Source organism: Pseudonocardia hydrocarbonoxydans (assembly GCF_006539565.1).
Taxonomy (GTDB): Bacteria; Actinomycetota; Actinomycetes; order Mycobacteriales; family Pseudonocardiaceae; genus Pseudonocardia; species Pseudonocardia hydrocarbonoxydans.
This window is the reverse complement of the sequence record NZ_BJNG01000005.1, coordinates 188,053-206,302: the sequence shown is the minus strand read 5'-3', so window position 1 is coordinate 206,302 and position 18,250 is coordinate 188,053. Positions and strand designations below refer to the sequence as shown.

Annotated in this window: 21 protein-coding genes; 11 read left to right on the top strand and 10 right to left on the bottom strand. The window is 75.7% G+C overall.

Annotated elements, in window-relative coordinates; all coding sequences use genetic code 11:
* Positions 1-91: 91 nt before the first annotated feature.
* A complete protein-coding gene (locus PHY01_RS03810; protein ID WP_141277061.1) occupies positions 92-1,435 on the top strand; it encodes a DUF732 domain-containing protein in 1,344 nt (447 codons plus the stop codon).
* Between the two features lie 6 nt (positions 1,436-1,441).
* Here PHY01_RS03810 and PHY01_RS03805 read toward each other — a convergent pair whose 3' ends face one another.
* The 9 genes from PHY01_RS03805 to PHY01_RS03765 form a co-directional block, all read right to left on the bottom strand.
* Positions 1,442-3,013 carry an alpha/beta hydrolase gene (locus tag PHY01_RS03805; RefSeq protein ID WP_141277059.1) on the bottom strand — a complete coding sequence of 524 codons (1,572 nt, stop codon included), beginning with the start codon at positions 3,011-3,013 and terminating at the stop codon, positions 1,442-1,444.
* Between the two features lie 44 nt (positions 3,014-3,057).
* Positions 3,058-3,726: an alkaline shock response membrane anchor protein AmaP gene (locus tag PHY01_RS03800; RefSeq protein ID WP_246085677.1), complete on the bottom strand. Its 669-nt coding sequence runs from the start codon at positions 3,724-3,726 to the stop codon at positions 3,058-3,060.
* Positions 3,723-4,262 (bottom strand): DUF6286 domain-containing protein, encoded by a 540-nt coding sequence (locus PHY01_RS03795; RefSeq protein WP_141277057.1) that lies wholly within the window; start codon positions 4,260-4,262, stop codon positions 3,723-3,725. The genes PHY01_RS03800 and PHY01_RS03795 overlap by 4 nt, the downstream gene beginning before the upstream one ends.
* Before the next feature lie 9 nt (positions 4,263-4,271).
* Positions 4,272-4,655 (bottom strand): Asp23/Gls24 family envelope stress response protein, encoded by a 384-nt coding sequence (locus PHY01_RS03790; RefSeq protein ID WP_141277055.1) that lies wholly within the window; start codon positions 4,653-4,655, stop codon positions 4,272-4,274.
* Positions 4,652-4,831: a hypothetical protein gene (locus tag PHY01_RS03785; RefSeq protein WP_141277053.1), complete on the bottom strand. Its 180-nt coding sequence runs from the start codon at positions 4,829-4,831 to the stop codon at positions 4,652-4,654. Before PHY01_RS03785 ends, PHY01_RS03790 begins: the two co-directional genes overlap by 4 nt.
* 28 nt (positions 4,832-4,859) lie before the next feature.
* Positions 4,860-5,135 (bottom strand): hypothetical protein, encoded by a 276-nt coding sequence (locus tag PHY01_RS03780; protein WP_246085676.1) that lies wholly within the window; start codon positions 5,133-5,135, stop codon positions 4,860-4,862.
* Positions 5,136-5,148: 13 nt separating this feature from the next.
* Positions 5,149-5,493: a hypothetical protein gene (locus PHY01_RS03775; RefSeq protein ID WP_141277051.1), complete on the bottom strand. Its 345-nt coding sequence runs from the start codon at positions 5,491-5,493 to the stop codon at positions 5,149-5,151.
* Between the two features lie 14 nt (positions 5,494-5,507).
* A complete protein-coding gene (locus PHY01_RS03770) occupies positions 5,508-5,978 on the bottom strand; it encodes an Asp23/Gls24 family envelope stress response protein (protein WP_141277050.1) in 471 nt (156 codons plus the stop codon).
* Between the two features lie 89 nt (positions 5,979-6,067).
* Complete coding sequence (locus PHY01_RS03765) at positions 6,068-6,805, bottom strand: pyrimidine reductase family protein (RefSeq protein WP_141277048.1); 738 nt, start codon at positions 6,803-6,805, stop codon at positions 6,068-6,070.
* Between the two features lie 145 nt (positions 6,806-6,950).
* Between PHY01_RS03765 and PHY01_RS03760 the strand changes: the two genes are divergently transcribed.
* The 6 genes from PHY01_RS03760 (at position 6,951) to PHY01_RS26170 (ending at position 12,104) form a co-directional block, all read left to right on the top strand.
* On the top strand, positions 6,951-8,000 hold the full coding sequence (locus PHY01_RS03760; RefSeq protein ID WP_141277118.1) for a FecCD family ABC transporter permease: 1,050 nt from the start codon (positions 6,951-6,953) through the stop codon (positions 7,998-8,000).
* Positions 8,000-9,094 carry a FecCD family ABC transporter permease gene (locus tag PHY01_RS03755; RefSeq protein ID WP_141277046.1) on the top strand — a complete coding sequence of 365 codons (1,095 nt, stop codon included), beginning with the start codon at positions 8,000-8,002 and terminating at the stop codon, positions 9,092-9,094. The genes PHY01_RS03760 and PHY01_RS03755 overlap by 1 nt, the downstream gene beginning before the upstream one ends.
* The gene (locus PHY01_RS03750; protein WP_141277044.1) at positions 9,091-9,912 is read left to right on the top strand and encodes an ABC transporter ATP-binding protein; all 822 of its coding nucleotides are present in this window, start codon (positions 9,091-9,093) and stop codon (positions 9,910-9,912) included. The genes PHY01_RS03755 and PHY01_RS03750 overlap by 4 nt, the downstream gene beginning before the upstream one ends.
* A gap of 121 nt (positions 9,913-10,033) precedes the next feature.
* The gene (locus PHY01_RS03745) at positions 10,034-10,699 is read left to right on the top strand and encodes a Uma2 family endonuclease (protein ID WP_170183619.1); all 666 of its coding nucleotides are present in this window, start codon (positions 10,034-10,036) and stop codon (positions 10,697-10,699) included.
* A 101-nt stretch (positions 10,700-10,800) separates the two neighbouring features.
* Positions 10,801-11,646 (top strand): PPK2 family polyphosphate kinase, encoded by an 846-nt coding sequence (locus PHY01_RS03740; protein WP_141277040.1) that lies wholly within the window; start codon positions 10,801-10,803, stop codon positions 11,644-11,646.
* The gene (locus PHY01_RS26170; RefSeq protein WP_170183618.1) at positions 11,643-12,104 is read left to right on the top strand and encodes a hypothetical protein; all 462 of its coding nucleotides are present in this window, start codon (positions 11,643-11,645) and stop codon (positions 12,102-12,104) included. The genes PHY01_RS03740 and PHY01_RS26170 overlap by 4 nt, the downstream gene beginning before the upstream one ends.
* A gap of 6 nt (positions 12,105-12,110) precedes the next feature.
* Here the strand turns inward: PHY01_RS26170 and PHY01_RS03725 are convergent, their stop codons facing one another.
* On the bottom strand, positions 12,111-13,256 hold the full coding sequence (locus tag PHY01_RS03725; RefSeq protein ID WP_141277036.1) for an acyl-CoA dehydrogenase family protein: 1,146 nt from the start codon (positions 13,254-13,256) through the stop codon (positions 12,111-12,113).
* A gap of 190 nt (positions 13,257-13,446) precedes the next feature.
* Between PHY01_RS03725 and PHY01_RS03720 the strand changes: the two genes are divergently transcribed.
* The 4 genes from PHY01_RS03720 (at position 13,447) to PHY01_RS03705 (ending at position 18,243) form a co-directional block, all read left to right on the top strand.
* A complete protein-coding gene (locus PHY01_RS03720; RefSeq protein WP_246085675.1) occupies positions 13,447-14,502 on the top strand; it encodes a polyhydroxyalkanoate synthase family protein in 1,056 nt (351 codons plus the stop codon).
* Positions 14,503-14,588: 86 nt separating this feature from the next.
* A complete protein-coding gene (locus tag PHY01_RS03715) occupies positions 14,589-15,563 on the top strand; it encodes an aldo/keto reductase (RefSeq protein ID WP_141277034.1) in 975 nt (324 codons plus the stop codon).
* A gap of 74 nt (positions 15,564-15,637) precedes the next feature.
* Positions 15,638-17,017: an FAD-binding oxidoreductase gene (locus tag PHY01_RS03710; RefSeq protein ID WP_141277032.1), complete on the top strand. Its 1,380-nt coding sequence runs from the start codon at positions 15,638-15,640 to the stop codon at positions 17,015-17,017.
* Positions 17,017-18,243 carry an SAM-dependent methyltransferase gene (locus PHY01_RS03705; protein ID WP_141277116.1) on the top strand — a complete coding sequence of 409 codons (1,227 nt, stop codon included), beginning with the start codon at positions 17,017-17,019 and terminating at the stop codon, positions 18,241-18,243. The genes PHY01_RS03710 and PHY01_RS03705 overlap by 1 nt, the downstream gene beginning before the upstream one ends.
* Positions 18,244-18,250: the final 7 nt, after the last annotated feature.

Sequence of the window (18,250 nt, the reverse complement as noted above, 5' to 3'; positions counted from 1 at the left end):
GCTTCCTCCACCACACACGGTCGTTGAACCCTGTGACGACGGGCCGCAGGGGCCCGGGTCCGACGGGGGGTGCACGATGTCGAGTACTCCGATGACGGAGATCGGCGGCGGCCGCGGGTACGGCGGCGGGTACGGGGCCGACCCCGGCCACCACACGTCGCCGGGCCACGACGTCCCGTCCTACGGCCAGGACGTCCTGTCCTCCGGCCACGACGTCCTGTTCTCCGGCGAGGACGTCCTGTCCCCCGCCCGGCCGGACCCGGCCGTGCGCCGGCAGGCCGCCGAGGCCAACGCCCGTGCCGCCGAGGCCCGGGCCGCGTCCGCGGCCGCGGACGCGAAGGCCGCCATCGAGCTGGCGGCCCGCGCCGCCGCCGCCGCGGACGCCGCCGCCCGGGCCGCGGTGGAGGCCGGTGCCGCCGCCCGCGCCGCCGTGCAGGCCGACGCCGAACTCGGCGTCACCGGGCGTCCCGACCTCGGGGACCCGCTCGCCGTGGGAGTCGGGACCCACCCCGCGCCGCCGTGGGCCGCGGGACCCCGCCACGGTGCGCCCGAGGACCCGTTCCACCCCGGGCCGCCGTTGGCCGACCCCGCGCCGGACACCGACGTGCTGCACCACGTCGTGCCCGCGCCGCGTCCTGAGCCGGCCCGTCACGCCGCGCCGGCCGACGCCGCGTACCCCGACGCCGCACACCCCGACGACGCGCCGGTCGCCCCGGGCGGGCGGGCGGAGCGCCGCCGGTCGGCCGCCGAGACGACGGTGTTCTCCGAGCCGCTCGTCGTCGACGAGCCGGTGACCGAGCTCGTCGACGCCACCGCGGTGGCGCAGGACCCGGCCGAGGAGCAGGCGGAGGACGAGCAGCCCCTCGTCGCCGCCGGCCGCCGTCGCCGGGCCGCGGCCGACCCCGACGACGACCGGTACGAGAACGACGACGACGCGCCCACGACCGGCGCGTCCGCGACGGGCGGGCGCCGGGCCGCCCGCCGGGCCCGCAGGGGCCTGTTCCGCCGCCGCGCCCCGAGGCTGGCCGCGGGTGCCGCGGTCGGCGCGCTCGCGCTGTCCGGTGTCGTGTGGCTCAACAGCGGCGCCGACACGATGGAGCCGGCGGCCGTGGTGGAGGCCGCCGCGCCCGCGGTGCCGCAGCTGCCGGCCGCCGCCGCGACGGACGCGGGGGCCGACGCCCCCGCCCTGAGCCAGGGCGACCCGCTCTCCGAGCGCGGCACCGAGTTCCTGGCGGCGCTGCGCGAGGCCGGGGTGCCCACCAGCCAGGGCGGTGCGGCCGAGACCGAGGCCGCCGAGCTGGTGTGCGGGGAGCTCGCGGACGGCGTCGACGAGGCCCGGATCGCCCGTGCGCTGCCGGCGTCGCTGCCGTCGGTCACCCGGGCCGAGGCCGCCGACCTCGTCGACATCGCGCAGGAGACCTACTGCACGACCTGACCGGTCTCACGGGGGGCAGAGCGTGCCCGACGCCGGCAGCAGCCCGTCGACCAGCAGGGCCTCCACCGCGGAGCGGACGCACGGCGTGCGGGGATAGGCCCCCGTGCCCGCCCCCTGCCAGGTGACGAACGCGCCGGCCGGGAGCCGCTCGGCGACCCGGCGGGCTCCCTCGGCGGGGTGACGCGGATCGGCGACGGTGCCGACGACGAGGACCGGCGGCAGCGCGCCGGCGGGCGGCGACACCTCCGTCGCACCCCCCGCGGGCCACGGTGCGCAGGCCAGCAGGCCGAGGGCGAGCGTGCCGCCGATCAGCGGATGGTCGGCCCGCAGCTCCGTGGCGAGCGTGCTGACCTCGGGCGGGGACAGCCGCGCCGGGTTGTCGTTGCAGGCGGTCGCGAGCATCGCGTCGAAACCCCCGGCCGGGCCCGCGACGGGATCGAGCAGGCCGAGCAGGGGCGCGGGGTCGCCCGCGGCCGCGGCGGCGAGCCCGGCGGCGAGGGCGGGCCGGTCCTCGGGCCGGTTCAGCACCGTGAGCACGGTCAGCAGCGCCGCGCCCGCGGTGAGCCGGCGGCCGTCGGCGGCGAGCAGCGGGCGCTCGCGCAGCGCGTCCGCCAGCGCGGTGACGGCCGCGCGCGGGTCGGGACCGAGCGGGCACGCGCCGCGGCCGGTGCAGTCCAGGGCGAACGCGTCGAACGCCGCCTCGGCCGTCGCGGCGCGCGCCCGGGTGCGCTCGGGCTCGGTGACGGCCGGGTCGGGCGGCCCGTCGAGCACCAGCCTGCCGACGCCGCCGGGAGCGGTGCGCGCCCACACGTCGAGCGCGCCCGCGCCGTCACCCGCGCCGACGGCGGAGAGCTGCGCGACCCCGAGCCGGATCCGGAGCTGCTCCACGTCGGCGGCCGTGGCGGCGCTGCGGAACCCGCCCAGCGCGGAGGGCAGGGCCAGGTTGCAGTCCTGCACGACCGAGCGGGCCCGTTCGAGCAGCGGGGCCAGGTCGGTCTCGGCGGTGGCGGCCGGGTCGGCGTCGACGAGCGCGGCGCGGGCCGCGGGTTCGGCGCAGTCGATGCGGTCGATGCCGGAACCGCGGCGGTCCAGTCCGAGGACGGTGAAGGTGTCGAGCACGGCGGGGGAGGCGCGTGCGGCGACGTCGAGGGCGTGGCCGGCGCTGGGCAGCGTCGCGCTGTCGCCCAGTGCGAGCAGCGGGGGCCCGTCGAGCGGGGAGCCGGCGGGGCCGACGCGCAGCACGCCGAGCAGCACGCTGCCCTGCTCCGGCCGTGCCGGGTCGGCGGGGACGGGCAGCTCTCCGCACTCGACGCGCAGCGTGCGGTCGGCGGGGACGGTGACGCCGTAGGCGGCGAACGCGCCCGCGGTGCAGTCGACGAACGGGATCGAGGTGTTCTGCGGCTGCAGGGGCGGCACCGCGGGGGCGGAGGGCTCCGGGGTGGCGGCGGGGGGAGCGGCGGCGACGTCCGGCCCGCGCACGGCGACCGGGGGGCGCTGCGAGGGGCCGACCGTGCAGCCGGTGAGCACGGCGCACAGACACAGCAGCCCTGCGACGACGCTGCGCGGGTTCCCGATCATGACCGGGGCAGCGTGCCGCAGGGCGGGTGTGGCAGCGGTGAAGGTCAGGCGACCCGCGGGCCGGCCGTGGACTGGTCCAGCTCCAGGCGGACGGCCACCGGGAGGGCGACCAGACCGAGCGAGGTGCGGGCCGAGGTCAGCACCTGCCCGTGCAGCTTCTCCAGCACGTCACGGACGTCGGCGTCGTCGGCGAGCCACACCCAGACGCGCAGCGCGGGGGCGTCCTCGGTGCCGACCATCCGGGCCCGCGCGCGGCCGACGCCGGGCAGCTCGGCCGCCTGGGCGGCGAGCGCGTCGGCGGCCGCGGAGGAGCTGACGGTGATGGCCGTGGTCGGTCCGCGGTCGATCACCAGGTCGGGCTTGCGCTCCGGGCGCAGTGACCGGGCGGCCCGGGTCAGCCCGAGCACGAGCAGCAGCAGACCGGCCGCGATCGCGACGAGCCGGGCGACCAGGGGCTGGGCCCGCAGCAGGTCGACGACTACCGGGTCGAGCAGCGGGCGTCCGGCCCGCGCGGTGCCGAACACCCCGTAGGCGAGCAGGGCCACCAGCACCCCGGCGGCGAGCAGGACCAGGCCGAGCAGCACCAGCAACGACCGGTCACCGCCGGAGGAGCGGGCGACGGCCGAGCGCGAGCGGCGCCGCAGCGCCCCCGACGCGGGTGGCGGCTCGACCGGCTGCTCCGGCGACGCCGACTTGTCCATCGATACGGTCATCGCGGACCCTTCCTCTCCTGCACGGTGACGGCGACGCGCGGGCGGCGGGCCAGCGGCAGCTCGTCGAGCAGTTCGTCGACGGTGGAGGTGACGCTGCCGCGGAGCTCGGGACCGGCGTCGTTCCACGCCTGCGCGCCCACGGAGACCTTGCGGCCGGTGGCGGTGACCGACGCGGCGGCCACCCCGTCGGCGGCGCGGACGCGGCGCCCGACCAGGCGGGCGAGCACCCGCGGGGAGGTGGTCACGGTGACCTCCGGCGCGGGGGAGGACAGCGCGATGTCGTGGCGGCGGGCGAGCAGGCCCACCAGCAACAGCAGCAGACCGAGGACCGCCACGCCGATCGCGATGGCGGGCACCGGAGTGTTCGCCCAGGTCAGTGCCTCGAGCGAGGCCCGCCAGTCGGGCCAGGGCACGAGCAGGCCGGTGGTGGCGGGGGTCCGCACCCACGCGGCGACGACCTCGATGACGAGCAGGACGCCGACGGCGGCCAGCGCGAGGCCGAGCAGCGGGGCGAGGACCCTGAGCAGGACGCGCATGGTCATCTCCTACTGGACTCGGGCGCCGGGTCCGGCGGCGCCGGTGTCGGGCCCGCGCAGCCCGGACACGGTGACGGCGAGGTTGCGGATGCGCCGCCCCGCGATCCGGGACAGCTCCTCGCCGACCCGGTCGCGGACGGCATCGACGGTGCGGCGGACGGGCGCGGGGTACTGCAACGTGAGCTCCAGGGCGACGTCGACGGCGCCGTCGGGTCCGTCGCTGACCTTCGCACTGGACCCGGCCTGGCCGACGCCGACGCCCGCGAGGCGACGCTCGTGACGCAGCGTGCCCGGGGTGCCGTCGGCGGCGTGCTCCACGATCTTGCGCAGCACCGTCGGGTGGATGTCGAGCCGGCCGCGCTCCTCGACGGAGGCGGTCACCGACGCGGTCACCGGTCCCGACCCCGGCCCAGCAGCGCGTTCAGGTCGAGGTCGCCGTCGAGCACGCGGCCGACGACGAGGCCCACGAGGCCGAGGACGAGCGCGACGAGGAAGGCGCCGAACCCGCCGATCGCGCCGGTGGCGCCGAGGACGAGGCCGGCCAGCAGGCCGGTGTGGGTGGCGTTCATCTGGATTCTCCTGAATGTGGGGCGGCGTCTAGTCGACGCGACGCCGGCGGTGCCATCGCACGGTGCGGATGAGGGCCACCACCGCCCGGACGGGCAGCGGCAGCGGGGTGACGATCTCGATGGGCGCGTCGAAACGCCGGTCGTCGGGCGGCGGCACCGCGGGCCGGCCGGCCCGCAGGCGGGCCAGGCCGGCGACGAACAGCTCGGGGTCGCCGCCCCGGTCGGGATGGTGGTCGCGGACGAACGCGCGGTAGGCCGCGCGCTGCTCCGGGCTCATCGGTCCGGTCGGGTCGTCCGCGCTCATCTCGCCGGGCCGATCAGGCCGAGGCCGGGGGGCCGACCAGGGCGGCGGGGATCGCGAGGTCGGCGACCGTGATGTCCACGGCGGCGCCTCCGCACAGTGCCGAGACCTCGCGCCGCAGCGCGCGCACGACGTCCGGGATGCGGGCGTCCAGGTGCAGGACGACGCCCAGCTCGACGGGCTCGCCGTCGCGCCCGATCCGGACGCCGACGAGCCGACGGCCCGGCAGGTAGGTCGCGACCGAGCCGAAGACCCCGCCGTCGAGCCCGGCCACCGCGGGGTGCGCGGTCACCGCGGCGGCGACGAGCTCGGCGAGCGCGTCGGAGTCGACGGCGACCGGGCCACCGGTGGGTCGGGCCATGGCGTCGGGCCCCGTCACTCGACCCGCGACGGCTGCGCGACGACGACGTCCTCGGCCGCCCCGTCGTCCTCGGACGGCAGGTGGATGTCGTTGACGGCGATGTTGACCTCGATGACCTCGAGGCCGGTCATCCGCTCGACGGCGGTGATCACGTTGCGGCGCACGGCGCGCGCCAGGTCGACGATCGAGGCGCCGTACTCGACGACGAGGTCGAGGTCGACGGCGGCCTGCTTCTCGCCGACCTCCACCTGCACGCCCGCGATGTTCGACGCGCCGGTGCCGCCGCCGGGGATGCGCTCGCGCAGGGCGCCGAAGGCGCGGGACACGCCGCCGCCCATCGAGTGCACGCCGGAGATCTCGCGCGCGGCGATGCCGGCGATCTTCTGGACGACCGACGCGGCGATGGTGGTCTTGCCCTGCGTGGTGTCGTCGGCGAGGCGGGCGGGGGTGGTGCCGGTGGTGGGGCTGGGGGTGGGGGTGGTCATGTGCACTCCTCGATGTCGATCGCGTCCGTTGCGTACGGACGTAGGACGCAGGTACCCGGGCCATCCTCCCGCAAACTCACCCGATCGGACTAGTCGGGGGGTCCTACGTCGCCGGTCCGGCGGTAGCGCAGGAGCAGCGCGCCGTCCTCGTGCAGGGCGCCGACCAGCGTCATCGCCCGCGGCGCGGCGCCCGCCCGGCCCGTCGCGATCCGCCCGGCGTCGCCCGCGGCAAGCAGCGGGGACACGGTCAGGCACAGCTCGTCGACGGCGTCGGCCTCCACCAGCGCCCCGTGCAGCGACGGCCCGCCCTCGCACAGCACGCGGTGTAGGCCGCGGCGTCCCAGCTCGGCGAGCAGTGCCGCGGGGGCGAGCGAGTCGAGCACGGCGACGTCGGCCCCGGCCGCGGTGAGCCGGTCCCGGCGCGCGCGGGGAGCGTCGGCGGTGGTCAGGACGATCGGGGGCACGGCGGTGTCGGTGAACAGCGCGCTGCCGGGGTCGAGATCGGCCGAGCCGGTGACGACGGCGATCGGTGGCGGGACCGCCGTGCCGCGGACGGGGCGGCGCGCCCCGCGGTAGCCCTCCGCCCGCGCGGTGCCGGCGCCGACCAGCACCACCTGGGCCAGCTCGCGCAGCAGGCCGAACACCCGCTTGTCCCCGTCGGTGCCCAGCCCACCGGAGAGGCCCTCGACGGCGACCGCCCCGTCCAGGCTGGAGACGAAGTTGACGCGGACGTAGGGCGCGTCGACGTCGGGGTAGGCGTAGTGCTCGGCGAGCGCGTCGTCGGGCACGGCGTGCGGCCCGTCGCCGGGCGGCCAGATGCGGTCCATGACCGGATCCCAGCACGCCGGGGCCGATCGGACGACCCGGGCCCGCCCGATCCGGTGGCCGTCGGGGTAGGACACAAGGCCAGCCTCACCTATGGTGAGCGCAGCACACGTTCGCGGCAGCGAAGGAGTCCCTGTGAGCACGGTCATGCCCGTGCCCGTCACGGCCACCGGACGGCCGCCGGCGCCGCGGCGCTCGCTGCGGTCGCGCCGGCTGGCCGGCCTGGTGCTGCTGCTCGCCGCGCTGGTGGGGGCGGCCCTGCTCAGCGTGGCCGTCGGCGCGAAGCCGATCCCGCTCGACGTCGTCTGGGACGCGCTCGTCCGGCCCGACCCGGCGCTGGAGGACCACATCGTGGTGGGTGCCCTGCGCATCCCGCGCACGGTCCTCGGGCTCGTGGCCGGTGCCGCTCTGGGGCTGGCCGGGGCGCTGATCCAGGGCCACACCCGCAACCCGCTGGCCGACCCGGGGCTGCTCGGCGTCAACGCGGGCGCCGCCTTCCTGGTGGTGGTCGGCATCTACGTCTTCGGCGTCACCGACCCGCTGGGCTACGTCTGGCTCGCCTTCGCCGGTGCCGCCGCGGCGAGCGTCGCGGTGTTCGTGCTCGGTTCGGTCGGCCGCGCCGGGGCCACCCCGGTGACGCTGGCGCTGGCCGGCTCCGCGGTCAGCGCCCTGCTCGCGGCGCTCACCTCCGCGGTGGTCCTGATCGACGTCGCGACGCTGGACGCCTACCGGTTCTGGGCCGTCGGCTCGCTGGCCGGGCGCGACGGCGCGGTACTGACGAACGTCGTCTGGTTCCTGGTCGCGGGCGCGCTGATCGCCCTGGCCTCGGCCCCGGCGCTCAACGCCCTGTCCCTCGGTGACGACGTCGCGCGGTCGCTGGGGCACTCGGTGCGGCGCACCCGCGTCCTCGGGATCGTCGCGATCACGCTGCTCGCGGGCGGGGCCACCGCGGCGTGCGGGCCGATCGCCTTCGTGGGGCTGGTCGTGCCGCACATCGTGCGGACGTTCACCGGGCCCGACTACCGCTGGCTGCTCCCGGCGTCGGCGCTGTCGGGGGCGGTGCTGCTGCTCGTCGGCGACGTGCTGGGCCGGGTGCTGGTGCGACCGGGCGAGCTGCAGGTCGGGATCGTGCTCGCGCTCGTCGGGGCGCCGTTCTTCATCTACCTCGTGCGGCGGCGGAAGATGGTGCACATCTGATGGCGGTGCTCACGAAGGCGGGGCCGGCGGGGTCGCGGGTCCCGGGCCGCCCGGCCCTGCGCCGCGGCCGGTTCTCCGTGGTCTGGCGCCCCCGTACCGTGCTGGTGCTGGCACTGGCGGCGCTCGCGCTGTTCGCCGGGCTGGTCGTCAACATCGGCCGCGGCGACTTCCCGATCAGCATCGGTGAGGTCGTGGCCGTGCTGCTCGGCGGCGGCGACCGCGGGCAGCGGTTCATCGTGCTCGACCTGCGTCTGCCGCAGTCGCTCACCGGCGCGCTGGTCGGCGGGGCGCTCGCCGTGTCGGGGGCGATCACCCAGGCCGTCGCCCGCAACCCGCTGGCCAGCCCGGACATCATCGGGATCACGATGGGCGCCAGTGCCACCGCGGTGTTCGTCATCGTGGTCGGGGGCGGGTTCGGCGCCGTCGGCGGCCTGCTGTCCTCGGCCGGGCTGCCGATCGCGGCGCTGGTCGGCGGCCTGCTCACCGCCGCGGTGATCTACGGGCTGTCCTGGCGCAAGGGCATCCAGGGTTTCCGCCTCGTGCTCGTCGGCATCGGGATCAACGCGATGCTGCTCGCGGTCGTGCAGTGGCTGCTCGTCGTCGCGGAGCTCTACGAGGCCGCGCGCGCCACCGTCTGGCTCACCGGCAGCCTCAACGCCCGCGGCTGGGAGCACGTCGTCCCGGTGGCGCTCGCGCTGGTGGTGCTGGTGCCCGCCGCGCTGGTGCTGGCCCACGCGCTGGGCGCGCTCCAGTTCGGTGACGACACCGCCCGCGGCCTGGGCATGCGCGTCGACCGGGCCCGCACCTGGCTGCTCGTCGTCGCGGTCGGGCTGGCCGCGGTCGCCACCGCGTCGGCCGGGCCGATCGCGTTCGTCGCGCTGGTCGCCCCGCAGATCGCGCAGCGCCTCGTGGGGGCGGCGCGCCCGCCGATCGCGGCGTCGCTGCTGGTGGGGGCCGCGCTCACGGTGCTCGCCGACGTCGTCGCGCGCACCGCGCTGCCGGCCCCGCTGCCGGTCGGCATCGTCACCGCCGTCATCGGCGCCCCCTACCTGCTGTACCTGCTCGCCCGACACGGCCGGGAGGCCCGCACATGACCGAGGTGTTGACGCCCGTGGACGCGGCCGTGCGACTGCGCGCGGAGCAGGTCCGGCTCGGCTACGGCGACCGCGTCGTCGTCGACGGGCTGGACCTCGACGTCGTCGCGGGCACCGTCACGGCGGTGATCGGGCCCAACGGCTGCGGGAAGTCGACGCTGCTGCGCGCGCTGGGCAGGCTGCTGCGGCCGGACTCGGGGCAGGTGCTGCTCGACGGCAGGCGGATCGACCGGATGGCCACCCGCGAGGTCGCCACGATCCTCGGGGTGCTGCCGCAGGCCCCGAGCGCACCCGAGGGGTTGACGGTCGCCGACCTCGTCGCCCGCGGCCGGCACCCGCACCAGGCCTGGTACCGGCAGTGGTCCTCCGACGACGAGGACGCCGTGCACCAGGCCCTGGAATGGACCGGCATCCTCGACCTCGCCGAGCGCCCGGTCGACGAGCTGTCCGGTGGGCAGCGCCAGCGGGCCTGGATCTCCATGGCCCTGGCCCAGGGCACCGACCTGCTGCTGCTCGACGAGCCCACCACCTTCCTCGACCTCGCCCACCAGGTCGACGTCCTGGAGCTCGTGCGGCGCCTGCACTCCGAGGCCGGGCGCACCGTCGTCATGGTGCTGCACGACCTCAACCTGGCCGCCCGCTACGCCGACCGCCTGGTCGCCATGCGCGACGGGCGGATCGTCGCCGCGGGCCCGCCGCACGAGGTGATCACCGAGGAGCTGCTGCTCGAGGTGTTCGGGCTCGACGCGCGGGTGATCCCCGATCCGGTGGCCGGGACCCCGCTGGTCGTGCCGGTCGGCGCCCGACCGGTCGGCTGACGCCGCGGCCCGCCGGTCGCGCCCCCGTCCGGGCGCCGCCCGCGGTCCGGGCGCCTGTGGAACGATGACGCCGCGCCGGGACGAGCCCGGACCGTCACGACGGAGGAGGGGAGCCCCAGCCATGGTCGATCCACCGGCCGGCATCCCTCCGGCCCACGACGGTCCGTGGACCGAGCAGGCCTACCTCGCCCTGCCGCGCGAGCAGCGGATCGAGCTCGTCGACGGCAGCCTGCTGGTCGCGCCCTCCACCGGCGAGCAGCACGCCGCGGCCGTCGCCGTGGTCCGGGCCGCGGTGCAGGCGGCCCTGCCCGAGGGGCTGGAGGTCATCGGCCCCGTCGCCCTGCGGCTGTGCCCGGGCCGCATCCTGGTGCCCGACCTGATCGTCTCCGCCGTCACCGCGGACGACCCGGCCCCCGAGGTCCGCGACGGGTCGGCCGCGCTCGTCGTCATCGACGTCGTGGGCTCGGGCAACGGGGTGGCCGACCGCTGGTTCAAGCCGCAGCTCTACGCGGGCAGCCGCATCCCCTACGCGCTGCTCGTCGACCACGACGCACCCTCCGCCGTCGGCACGATGCTGATCGGCGGGCGCTTCCACGAGTTCGCCCGGGCCGCGGACGGCGAGACGCTGGTGCTGGAGGAGCCCTTCCCCCTGCACCTGGACCTGTCCACCCTCCCCGCCCCCGCCCCGGAGCAGGCGGCGGAGGACCCCGGGGCGGCGGCGGCCGGGGACGCACCGGAGGACGGGGACGCACCGGAGGACGAGGGCGACCACCGCCTGCACGCCTGACCGGCCCCGGCGTCGCACGGCTGCGGGCGGCGGGAGGTGTGTGCGGCGGGCCCCGCCCCGTCCGGGCACGGCGGCGGGGGGCTGCCTCTAGGCTGGGGATCATGGGCAGCAGCGCGCGTTCCACGTTCCGGGTGCCCGCCGAGCTCGACCTGGCGGCGATCGACCCGCGGGGCCGTCCGATCGGGCCGCAGGACAAGGCCGAGGCCGCCGAGCGGATGTCCGAGCTGGGTGACGTGCTCGACGGTCACCAGGAGGCGCTCTACGCCGAGGCCGTCGGCGGCGGCACCCGCGCGGTGCTGCTCGTGCTGCAGGGCATGGACACCTCGGGCAAGGGCGGGGTGATCCGGCACGTCGCGGGGCTGGTCAACCCGCAGGGGCTCATGATCTCCTCGTTCAAGAAGCCCACCGCGGAGGAGCGGGCCCACCACTTCCTGTGGCGGGTGCACCCGAAGGTGCCTGCACCGGGGCAGATCGGGGTGTTCGACCGGTCGCACTACGAGGACGTCCTGATCGCCCGGGTCGACGCGCTGGTCCCCGAGGAGGTCTGGCGCGGCCGCTACGCCGAGATCGTCGCCTTCGAGTCCGAGCTCGCGGCCCGGGGCGTCACGATCGTCAAGTGCATGCTGCACCTGTCGCCCGCCGAGCAGGCCGAGCGCCTGATCGCCCGGCTCGACGACCCGGCGAAGGTGTGGAAGTACAACACCGCCGACCTCGACTCCCGGGCGAAGTGGCCCGCCTACCAGCAGGCCTACACCGACGCGCTGACCGCCACCGACTCCGACACCGCGCCGTGGTTCGTGATACCCGCCGACCGCAAGTGGTACCGGAACTGGGCGATCGCGTCGTTGCTCGCCGAGACCCTCACCGAGCTGGACCCCCGCTTCCCGCCGGCCACCGTCGACGTCGAGGCCGAGCGGGCCCGGATCCGGGCGAGCGTGCCGGCATGAGGCGCCCCGCGACCCTGCTGGCCACCGTCGCCGTGCTGGGGGTGCTCGCCGGCTGCGGTGCGCCCGCGCCCGCGCCCGCACCGGCCCCGTCGGCCGCCCCCGCGCCGTCGGCCGCCCCGGCCCCGGCGACGCCCGAGGACGTCGTCTGCCAGGACTACACCGACTCGGAGTCGGTCGTGCGGCAGGCGGCCGACGCGATGACCCGGATGCCGGTCCTGCCGGCCGGGGTCGCGGTGCTGCTGCTGGGCTCGCGCCAGGTGGCCACCACCGGCGGCGTCACCGACCCGGAGCTGCGCGCCGCGCAGGTCGAGCTGGTCGCCGCCATCGACGACCTCGACGCCCAGGGCCGCGCGCTGCTCGGCCCGGACGGCAACGCCGCCCGGGACGCGGTGCAGCTCGACGCGGAGCGGATCCTGGCGGCGGTCACCGAGATCGAGCGGGTCTGCGGCGCCCGCTGAGCCGGTCTAGCCGATCAGGGACCGGCCGATGATCTCCTTCATGATCTCGTTCGTGCCGCCGTAGATCGACTGCACGCGGGAGTCGACGAACGCCTTCGCGATCGGGTACTCCAGCATGTAGCCGTAGCCGCCGTGCAGCTGCACGCAGCGGTCGACCACGCGCTTGAGGACGTCGGAGGCCCACCACTTGGCCTTCGCGGCGTCGGAGATCGACAGCTCGCCCTCGACGTGCTGGCGGATGCAGCGGTCGACGAACACCTGGGTGACCGTGACCTCGGTGTCCATCTCGGCCAGCTCGAAGCGGGTGTTCTGGAACGCCGACACGGGCTTGCCGAAGGCCTTGCGCTCCTTGACGTAGTCCAGCGTCAGCTCCAGCGCCCTGGCCGCCCCGGCGACCGAGCCGACGGCGATGGAGAGCCGCTCCTGGGCGAGGTTCTGCATGAGGTAGATGAACCCCTGCCCCTCCTCGCCGAGCAGGTTCTCCGCCGGCACGCGGACGTCGGTGAACGACAGCTCGGCGGTGTCCTGGGCCTTCATGCCGACCTTGTTCAGGTTGCGGCCGCGCTCGAAGCCCGCCAGCCCGCGCTCGACGACGAGCAGGCTGAACCCGCGCGCCCCGGCCTCGGGGTCGGTCTTGGCGACGACGATCACCAGGTCGGACAGGATGCCGTTGGTGATGAAGGTCTTGGCGCCGTTGAGCAGCCAGCTGCCGTCGTCCTGCTTCTTCGCGGTCGTGGCGATGCCCTGCAGGTCGCTGCCGGTGCCCGGCTCGGTCATCGCGATGGCGGTGATGATCTCACCGGAGCAGAACCCGGGGAGCCAGCGCTTCTTCTGCTCGGGGGTGGCCAGGCGCAGCAGGTAGGGCGCGATGACGTCGTTCTGCAGCGGGAACCCCAGGCCCGAGGTCCCCGCGCGGGAGATCTCCTCGGTGACGACGCAGTTGTAGCGGAAGTCCTCGACGCCGCCGCCGCCGAACTCCTCGGGCACGTCGGTGCCCAGCAGGCCCGCGGCGCCCGCGGCCTTCCACACCGCCCGGTCGACGTGGCCGTCGGCCTCCCACCCGTCGTGGTGGGGGAGGACCTCCTTGGCGAGGAAGGTCCGGACGGTGTCGCGGAACGCGTCGTGGTCGGAGTCGAAGATGTCGCGCTGCATGGACGCCAGTCTCACATACTCGCCGGTAACCGGGAACGGTTCGCCCGGGCCGACGGCGGCCCGATCGGGCCCCCGCGCGCGTCCCGCACCTCCCGCTCGCGGGGCCCCGCGGGCGTGGACGGCGACCCGTGTGCGCGCGCACGGGTTGTGGGCGCAGGGGCCGCGGGTGCGCGGGGGATAGGGTCGGCGGGTGAGCCTGGTCGACCGGATCCCCGCCATCGCGCTCAACGTCGTCGACAAGGCGGTGCGGGGCGGCGTGGCCGACCTGCGGCGGATGCCCCGCGACGCGGTCACCGGCTCCCCGGCCGCCACGCTGTACCGCTACCGGCCCCTCGCCGGCGTCCGCGTGCTCGACGCCCCGCCGGTGCTGCTGGTCCCCCCGCTCGGTGCCCCCGACTTCGCCTACGACCTGCGCCGCGGCTGCTCGCTGGTGCAGCACCTGCTGGCCACCGGGCGCACGGTGTTCCTCGTCGACTACGGCCCGATCCGGTTCGCCGACCGCGCACTGGGCATGGAGCACTGGGTCGACGACGTGGTCCCCCGCGCGGTCCGCGACACCTGCGCGGAGACCGGGGCCGAGGGCGTCGACCTGCTGGGGTGGTCGCTGGGCGGGATCTTCTGCCTGCTCGCCACGGCCGCCGACGTGACGCTGCCGGTGCACACGCTCTCGGTGATCGGCAGCCCGGTCGACATCGCCGCGGTGCCGCTGGTGGCCCCGCTGCGCCCGCTCGCGGCCGTCACCGGCGGGCTCGGGCTCTCCGCGGTCTACCAGGCCATCGGCAGCTTCCCGGCGCCGCTGGTGAGCTGGGCGTTCCAGCTGACGGCGGTCGACAAGCTGGTCACCAAGCCGCTGACGGTGCTCTCCCGCCTCGACGACCGCGACTGCCTCGCCCAGATCGAGGCCGTCGACCACATGATGACGAACATGCACGGCTACCCCGGCCGGGTGTTCGGCCAGATCTACCACCTGCTGCTGCGCAGCAACGACCTCGCCGACGGCACCATCGACCTCGGCGGGCGCACCATCGCGCTCAAGGAGATCGACGTGCCGGTGCTCGTCGTCGGCGGGGAGGGCGACGTGATCGCCCCGCTGGCCGCGGTGCGCCGGGTGGCGGAGCTGCTGACGGGCGCGCCGGAGGTCCGGTTCGAGTCGGCCCCCGGCGGCCACCTGGGCGTGCTGACCGGCCGCCGCGCCCGCGCCACCACCTGGGTCCACGTCGACGAGTTCCTCACCGCCCACACCTGACCCGCGAGTCGGGACATCCGTGCGATCGAGTGCGCGCATCTCGGTCGCACGAAAGTCCCGACTCGCGGGGGGAGTACAACGGGGGCATGCGCCGTCTCGACATCGCCACCGCCAAGCCCTACTCCGTGATCGGCCTGGGGACCTGGCAGTTCGGGTCCCGCGAGTGGGGCTACGGCTCCGACTACGCCGACGGGGAGGCCGCGCGGATCGTCGCCCGGGCCCGGGAGCTGGGCGTCACGGTGTTCGACACCGCCGAGGTCTACGGCTTCGGGCGCAGCGAGCGCATCCTCGGGGCGGCGCTGCGCGACTCCGGGGGCACCGACGACGTCGTCGTCGCGACCAAGGTCTTCCCGGTCATGCCGACGGCGGCGATCGTGCAGCAGCGCGGCGTCGCGAGCGCGCAGCGGCTCGGCGTCCGCACGATCGACCTCTACCAGGTGCACCAGCCCAACCCGGTCGTCGGTGACGCCACGACGATGCGCGGCATGCAGGCGCTGCACGACGTCGGGGTGATCGACGAGGTGGGCGTCTCGAACTACCCGCTCAAGCGCTGGCAGCGGGCCGAGGGGGCGCGGGGCGGGCAGCGGATCCTGTCCAACCAGGTGCAGTTCAGCCTGGTCTCCCGCGGCCCGATGGCCGAGATGCTGCCGTGGGCACAGCGCACCGGGCACGTCGTGATGGCCTACAGCCCGCTGGCGCAGGGCCTGCTCTCGGGCCGCTACGGCGCCGACCACCGCCCGAGCGGGGGCGTGCGGGCGACCAACGCGATGTTCCTGCCCGAGAACATGGCGGCCGCCGCGCCGCTGCTGGACCTGCTGCGCGACATCGGGTCGGCGCACGACGCCACGCCCGCGCAGATCGCGCTGGCCTGGCTGGTGCACTTCCCGAACGTGGTGGCGATCCCGGGGGCGTCGAGCGTGGCGCAGGTGGAGCGCAACGCGGCGGCGGCCGACATCGTGCTCACCGGCTCCGAGCACGGGGCCCTCACCGCGGCCGCCGAGGCGTTCCACCCGACGACCGGGCTCTCGGCGCTGCCCGGCCTGGTGCGGGCCCGCCGCTGAGCCGGGATGTGTGACGAATCCACCCTGCCCGACAGGCTGGGCAGCCCGGCGACGGAGTACTAGCGTCCCCCGACATGAGCGCCGGGCTGCAGATCACCTCCCCGCACACCGTCCCCCGCGCCGTGCACGACGCCGCCGTCGCCGAACTGGTGCGGCAGTACCGGGCGGTGCCGCCGGGGGAGCGGGTGCGGCTGGGCAAGCGGACGTCGAACCTGTTCCGGTTCGGCACCGGCGGCGCCGACGACCGCAGGCTGGACACCTCGGCGTTCACCGGGGTGATCGAGGTCGACACCGTCGCCCGCACCGCGCAGGTGCAGGGCATGGCCACCTACGAGCACCTCGTCGAGGTGACCCTCGCGCACGGCCTGATGCCGCTGGTCGTGCCGCAGCTGCGGACGATCACCCTGGGCGGGGCCGTGACCGGCCTGGGCATCGAGTCGACGTCGTTCCGCCACGGCCTGCCGCACGAGTCGGTGCGCGAGATGGACGTGCTGCTGCCGGGCGGGGAGCTGGTCACCGTCCGGCCCGAGGGCGAGCACGCCGACCTGTTCGCCGGCTTCGCCAACTCCTACGCCACCCTCGGCTACGCCCTGCGGCTGGAGATCGACCTCCAGCCGGTGGCGCCCTACGTGCGGCTGGAGCACCAGCGGGTGCCGACCGGCACGCTCGTCGAAGCGATCGAGGAGGCGTGCGCGGGCCCGGCCGACTTCGTCGACGGCGTCGTGTTCACCCGCGACGAGCAGTACCTGACGCTGGCCTACTTCACCGACGACCCCGGCCCCGGCGTCAGCGACTACACCGGTCAGCAGGTGTTCTACCGGTCGGTGCGGGAGCGGGTGACCGACCACCTGACGATCCACGACTACCTGTGGCGCTGGGACACCGACTGGTTCTGGTGCTCCGCCGCGCTCGGCGCGCAGCACCCGCTGGTGCGCCGCGTGTGGCCGCGCCGTTACCGGCGCAGCGACGTCTACCGGCGGATCGTCGCGCTCGACCGCCGCACCCGCTTCTCCTCCCGGGTGCGCCGGCTGCTGCGGCAGCCCCAGGAGGAGCCGGTGATCCAGGACGTCGAGATCCCGGTGGGACGCCTGCCGGAGTTCCTCGACGCCTTCCAGCGCGACGTCGGCATCGAGCCGGTCTGGCTGTGCCCGCTGACCCTGCGGGGCGAGCGCACCTGGCCGCTGTACCCGATGGAGCCGCACGAGCTCTACGTCAACGTGGGGTTCTGGTCGACGGTGCCCGAGGTGCCGGGCGACCCCGAGGGGCACAACCGGCGCGTGGAGCGGCTGGTCGCCGAGCTGGGCGGGCACAAGTCGCTGTACTCCACGGTGCACTACGACGAGCGCGAGTTCTGGGAGCACTACAACGGCCCCGCCTACCGGGCGCTCAAGGCGCGCTACGACCCGGACGGCAGGCTGCCCGATCTCTACAGCAAGGTCACGGGGAGGCCATGATGCAGGTAGCGGAGATCATCTCGAGTGTCCTCGGCCCCGAGGCGCCGGTGCGCGTCATCGGCTACGACGGGAGCAAGGCGGGTCCGGACAGCGCCGAGGGGGCCATCCGGATCGTCTCGCCGCGGGCGATGGCGCGGCTGGTGACGGCGCCGGGCACGCTCGGGCTGGCGCGGGGGTACGTCACCGGGGAGATCGAGGTGGAGGGCGACCTGTACGGCGTCCTCGCCGCGATGCCCGACGTCATCCTGCACGACATCCCGCGGGCGCAGCGGCTGCGGCTGGCGCGCCAGCTGGTGCCGGTGTGGCTGCGGCACCGGATGCCGCCGCCGGAGTTCGAGTACCGCCCGCCGGGCCGGCTGCACTCGAAGGCGCGCGACCGCAAGGCGATCTCGCACCACTACGACGTCTCCAACGCCTTCTACGAGTGGGTGCTCGGCCCGTCGATGGCCTACACCTGCGCGGTGTACCCCACCGACTCCGCCACGCTCGAGCAGGCGCAGGCCGAGAAGCACGAGCTGGTGGCGCGCAAGCTGGCGCTGGCCCCGGGGATGCGCCTGCTCGACGTCGGGTGTGGCTGGGGCGGCATGGTCATGCACGCCGCCGCCGAGCACGGCGTCCGGGCACTGGGGGTGACGCTCTCGGCCAACCAGGCGGCGTGGGCGCAGGCCGAGATCACCCGCCGCGGCCTCGACGGGCTCGCCGAGGTGCGCCACGTCGACTACCGCGACGCCCCGGAGACCGAGTTCGACGCGATCAGCTCGATCGGGCTCACCGAGCACATCGGGCGCGCGCAGCTGCCGAGCTACTTCGCCTCGCTCCAGGCCCGGCTGCGGCCCGGCGGGCGGCTGCTCAACCACTGCATCACCGAGTCGCGCACGCCCCCGCGCACGCTCGACCCGTTCATCGGCCGCTACATCTTCCCCGACGGCGAGCTGCACACCGTCGGGCACGTGATCGCGACGATGAACGACGCCGGGTTCGAGATCCGCCACGAGGAGAACCTGCGCGAGCACTACGCGCGGACCCTGCACGCGTGGGGCGACAACCTGGAGGCGCACTGGGACGACGCCGTCGCCGAGGTGGGCGTCGGCAAGGCGAAGGTGTGGCGGCTCTACATGGCCGCGTGCCGGCTCGGGTTCGAGCGCGACAACATCCAGCTGCACCAGGTGCTCGGCGAGCGGGTGCACGGCGACGGCCGGTCCGGGTTCCCGCTGCGGGGCTGGTAGACACCGG